Origin of the sequence: Streptomyces sp. SID11385, assembly GCF_010548245.1 — a bacterium.
GTDB lineage: Bacteria > Actinomycetota > Actinomycetes > Streptomycetales > Streptomycetaceae > Streptomyces.
On record NZ_JAAGLR010001066.1, the window covers coordinates 1 to 4,539 of the forward strand.

Below are 4,539 nucleotides of genomic sequence, written 5' to 3' on the forward strand. Positions count from 1 at the left end.
GCGCAGCCCGGTCCTGCGGCGCAGCAGCCGGGACAGCGCCAGGTTCCCCGCGCGCGCGTGGGCCGGCCACGCGCCCCGCGCGGTGGGCCGCCGCCGGCCGAGCACGAGATCGGCCTCGCCCGCGACGATCTCGCGGACGAAGGGGACGAGCAGCCCGGGATCGAGCGAGGCGTCGCAGTCGCAGAAGCACACGAGGTCGGCGCGCGCCGCCCGCAGCCCCGCGTGGCACGCGGCGCCGAAGCCGCGCACCGGCTCCCGCACCACGTACGCCCCCAGTTCCTCCGCGATCCGCGCCGAGCCGTCGCGCGAACCGTTGTCGACGACGAGCGCGCGCCAGCCGGGAGGGACGCGCCCGAGCACCCAGGGCAGCGCCTCGGCCTCGTCGAGGCAGGGCAGGACGACGTCAACGGTCGTGGGAGAGATCACGTCCCCAGCCTACGAACGCGAAAGGGGCATAACGGGCGCTTCATCTTACGAAACGCGGACGTCCGGCCCCGGCGGGAGGAGGGCGCGGACGTCGCGGGCGGCGCGGTGTCACGCTGGGGCCATGCGGCAGTCCTACGAGAGAAGCGCGGCGGCGGACGGCGGCGGCCCGCCCCACGTCCTGGTCGTCGACGACGACCCCACGGTGGCCGAGGTGGTGACCGGGTACCTGCACCGCGCCGGTTACACCGTGGACCGCGCGGGCGACGGGCCGAGCGCGCTCGCCCGCGCGCACACGCACCGCCCCGATCTCGTCGTCCTGGACCTGATGCTGCCGGGCATGGACGGCCTGGAGGTGTGCCGCCGGCTGCGCGCGCGGACCGCCGTGCCGGTCGTCATGCTCACCGCGCGCGGCGACGAGGAGGACCGCATCCTCGGCCTGGAGCGGGGCGCGGACGACTACGTGACCAAGCCGTTCAGCCCCCGCGAACTGGTCCTGCGCGTGGAGTCCGTCCTGCGCCGCACCCGCCCCGACCCGGAGCCGGACCCCGTGCGCGTCGGGCGTCTCGCCCTCGACCCCGCCGCCCGCCTCGCGACCCGCGACGGCGCCCCGCTGTCCCTGACGCTGCGCGAGTTCGACCTGCTGGCCTTCTTCCTGCGCCACCCGGGACGCGCGTACAGCCGCGAGGAGTTGATGAGCGAGGTCTGGGGCTGGGAGTTCGGCGACCTGTCCACCGTGACCGTGCACATCCGCCGCCTGCGCGCGAAGATCGAGGACGACCCGGCCGCGCCGCGGGCGATCCGGACGGTGTGGGGCGTCGGGTACCGCTTCGAGGCGGACGGGGCGGACGGGGAGGACACGGCGGTCGCGGACGACCCCGGCGGCCCGGACGAGCGCGACAGGAGTACGGACCGGCATGCGTGACACGCTTCTCATCGCCCTCTACGCCCTCATGGGCGCCGCCGGGGCCGGACTCGCCGGGGCGTGCGTGCTGCGGCTGCTGCGCCGCCGCTCGCTGATCACCTCGCTCGCCGTGGTCTCCGGCGTGAGCGTCGTCGCGATGCTCGCCGGGACCCTCACCGTGGCCTGGGCGATGTTCCTGTCCCCGCACGACCTGAGCGTCGTGACCACCGTCGTCGCGATGGCGGCCGTCGTCTCGCTCGCCACCGCGCTCCTCCTCGGCCGCTGGGTCGTCGCGAGCAGCAACGCGCTCGCCCGCGCGACCCGCTCCTTCGGCGACGGGGACGGTTTCCGCGCGCCGGACGTGCCCGCCGCCGCCGAACTGGAGGCCCTGAGCAGAGAACTCGCCGTGACCGGCGAGAAGCTCGCCGCCTCGGCGGCACGCGAACGCGGCCTGGAGGCGTCACGGCGCGAACTCGTCGCCTGGATCTCGCACGACCTGCGCACCCCGCTCGCGGGACTGCGCGCCATGGCGGAGGCGCTGGAGGACGGCGTCGCCGCGGAGCCCGCCCGCTACCTGACCCGGATCAGGACGGAGGTCGAACGGCTCGACGGCATGGTCGGCGACCTCTTCGAACTCTCCCGCATCCACGCCGGTGCGCTGCCCCTGCACCCCGCGCGCATGTCCCTGTACGACCTCGTCGGCGACGCCCTCGCGGGCGTGGACCCGCTCGCCCGCGAGCACGGGGTGCGGCTGGTCGGCGAAGGGGTGGAGGCGGTGCCGGTGGTGGTGGACGGCAAGGAGATGAGCCGGGTGCTCGCCAACCTCCTCGTCAACGCCATCCGCCGCACGCCGTCAGACGGGACGGTCGCCGTCGCCACGGCACGGCACGAGGACGGCGTGGTCCTCTCGGTCTCGGACGGCTGCGGCGGCATCCCCGACCAGGACATCGGGCGGGTCTTCGACACGGGCTGGCGCGGCGAGCACGCGCGGACGCCGCCCGGCGGGGCGGGACTCGGCCTCGCCATCGTGCGCGGCATCGTGGAGGCGCACCAGGGAAGCGCCACCGTGCGCAACATCCCCGGCGGCTGCCGCTTCGAGGTCACCCTGCCACCCGCCCCGTAGGACCCGTCAGCGCGTCGTCGCCGGAGCCTCCGCCGCGAACTCGCGCATCCCCTCGGCGAAGCCGGTCCCCGCCCTCCAGCCGAGGTCGGCGCGCAGCCGTGAGGAGTCGGCAGTGACGTGCCGGACGTCCCCGAGGCGGTACTCGCCCGTGACGACCGGTGCCGGGCCCCCGCACGCCCCGGCGAGCGCGTGCGCCAGCTCGCCCACCGTGTGCGGCGTCCCGCTCCCGGTGTTGTACGCGGTGAGCGCCCCCGCCTCCGTACCGGCCTCCAGCGCCGCCACGTTGGCCGCCGCCACGTCCCGTACGTGCACGAAGTCGCGCCGCTGGCGCCCGTCCTCGAAGACGCGCGGCGCCCGGCCCGCCGCGAGGGCCGAGCGGAAGAAGGAGGCGACGCCCGCGTAGGGGGTGTCGCGGGGCATCCGGGGGCCGTACACGTTGTGGTAGCGCAACGAGACGGCCGTGCCGCCCGTGGCGCGGGCCCAGGCCGCCGCCAGGTGTTCCTGGGCGAGCTTCGTCGCCGCGTAGACGTTGCGCGGGTCCGCCGGGGCGTCCTCGGCGACGAGCCCCGGCTCCAGGGCTGCCCCGCACGCGGGGCAGGACGGCTCGAAGCGGCCCGCGTCGAGAGCGGCGACCGTGCGCGGCCCCGGCCGTACCGCCCCGTGGCGCGGGCACGTGTACGCGCCCTCGCCGTAGACGACCATCGAGCCCGCGAGCACGAGCCGGCGGACGCCGCGCCCGGCCATGGCGGCCACGAGCACGGCGGTGCCCAGGTCGTTGCGCCCGACGTACTCGGCCGCGTCCCGCACCCCGTTGCCCAGCCCCACCATGGCCGCCTGGTGGCACACCGCGTCGATCCCCGCGAGCGCCCCCGCGAGGGCGTCCGCGTCGCGCACGTCGTGCGCCGGGTTCTCCCGTACGTCGAAGACGACGGGTTCGTGCCCGCGCGCCGCGAGCGCTTCGACGACGTGGGACCCGATGAACCCGGCACCGCCGGTGACCAGTACGCGCATGCGCCCACGCTAGGCGGGGCGGCCCCGCGCGGAGGGGGCTCCGGCGGGGACGTCAGCACCTCGTAAGAACCTCGCACCCACCCCGGCCGTCACCCCGCCGCAGTCCCCCGGGTGGCGCAACGGGGGAGCCCGGGGGAGGGTGATTCCGCGCCCCGATTCCGCTCGGTGCCGTCCTCCCCGGGCGGTACGGGCCCGGGCGCGCCCCCGTGCCGGGGGACGCCGGTTGCCGTACGCCAGGGAGGACCGCCCCGTGCCCCGTACGACTCGCAGCGCCGCCACCCGTACGCACGGCCATCCCGCCGCCACCCGGACCCACGCCCGTCCCGGTCCCGGGCGGGCCCTCCGCCTCGCCGCCCTCGCCCTCGCCTCCGTCCTCGCCCTCACCGGCTGCCAGACCGTCGCCGGGAGCGAGGCCGCCAGGCGGGCCCGCGCCGCGATGGCCGCCACACCCGAACCGGGGGCCACCGCCACCGCCGAGGCCCGCAGGGCCTGCGTGCGCGCGACCGGCACCGGCTGCTACACCTTCACGCAGCTGCGGCGGCTGTACGGGACGCGGACGCTCAACGACGGCGGCACCGACGGCTCCGGGACGACCGTCGCCTCCCTCGGCGTCGTCGGCTCCCCGCATCTCGCCGACGACCTCCGCCACTTCAGCCACGCCCTCGGGCTCCCCGCGCCCCACCTGAAGGTCGTCCGGCACCGGCCCCCGCACGGCGCGAAGGCGGCCCCGTTCGACGAGGACAACGCCGGAATGCTCGCGACCGCGCGCGAGGCGACGCTCGACATGGAGGCCCTGCACGCCATGGCCCCGCGCGCCGACCTCGTCTACCACCAGGTGGACCTCCCCGAGGTCGACGCGGACGGCGTCCTCGACGCGCACGCCGCCGAAGCGCTCGCCGCCGCGCTGCGCACCGTGCTCACCACGCAGCGCCCCGACGTCCTCTCGCTCAGCTTCGTCATGTCCGAGCGCGGCGACAGCGCGGACCAGGTCGCCGGTATCGCGCGCGGGCTGCGCCCCGTGCTCGCCGAGGCGGCGCGCGCCGGGACCACCGTCGTCGCCGCGAGCGGGGACGACGGC

General features: G+C 76.7%; 4 protein-coding genes and 1 pseudogene. 3 read left to right on the top strand and 2 right to left on the bottom strand.

The features are described from left to right. The coding region (locus G3I42_RS32775) for a glycosyltransferase family 2 protein (protein WP_164291317.1) at positions 1-426 on the bottom strand (426 nt) is incomplete at its 3' end. A gap of 121 nt (positions 427-547) precedes the next feature. On the opposite strand from G3I42_RS32775, the gene G3I42_RS32780 reads away from it, so the two are divergent. Both G3I42_RS32780 and G3I42_RS32785 read left to right on the top strand, forming a co-directional pair. Then, positions 548-1,348, top strand: coding sequence for a response regulator transcription factor (locus G3I42_RS32780; protein ID WP_164291318.1), 801 nt, complete (start codon positions 548-550; stop codon positions 1,346-1,348). Continuing rightward, positions 1,341-2,450, top strand: a complete 1,110-nt coding sequence (locus tag G3I42_RS32785; protein ID WP_164291319.1) for a HAMP domain-containing sensor histidine kinase — start codon at positions 1,341-1,343, stop codon at positions 2,448-2,450. Before G3I42_RS32780 ends, G3I42_RS32785 begins: the two co-directional genes overlap by 8 nt. Positions 2,451-2,456: 6 nt before the next feature. Here G3I42_RS32785 and G3I42_RS32790 read toward each other — a convergent pair whose 3' ends face one another. Further along, positions 2,457-3,461 carry an NAD-dependent epimerase/dehydratase family protein gene (locus G3I42_RS32790; protein ID WP_164291320.1) on the bottom strand — a complete coding sequence of 335 codons (1,005 nt, stop codon included), beginning with the start codon at positions 3,459-3,461 and terminating at the stop codon, positions 2,457-2,459. Positions 3,462-3,711: 250 nt separating this feature from the next. Between G3I42_RS32790 and G3I42_RS32795 the strand changes: the two are divergent. Continuing rightward, a pseudogene (locus G3I42_RS32795) lies at positions 3,712-4,539 on the top strand (peptidase); the annotation flags it as partial.

Bases quoted from the DNA above. Each gene is read 5' to 3' on its own strand.
- G3I42_RS32780 (WP_164291318.1), top strand. From the start codon at position 548: ATGCGGCAGTCCTACGAGAGAAGCGCGGCGGCGGACGGCGGCGGCCCG.
- G3I42_RS32785 (WP_164291319.1), top strand. From the start codon at position 1,341: ATGCGTGACACGCTTCTCATCGCCCTCTACGCCCTCATGGGCGCCGCC.
- G3I42_RS32790 (WP_164291320.1), bottom strand. From the start codon at position 3,461: ATGCGCGTACTGGTCACCGGCGGTGCCGGGTTCATCGGGTCCCACGTC.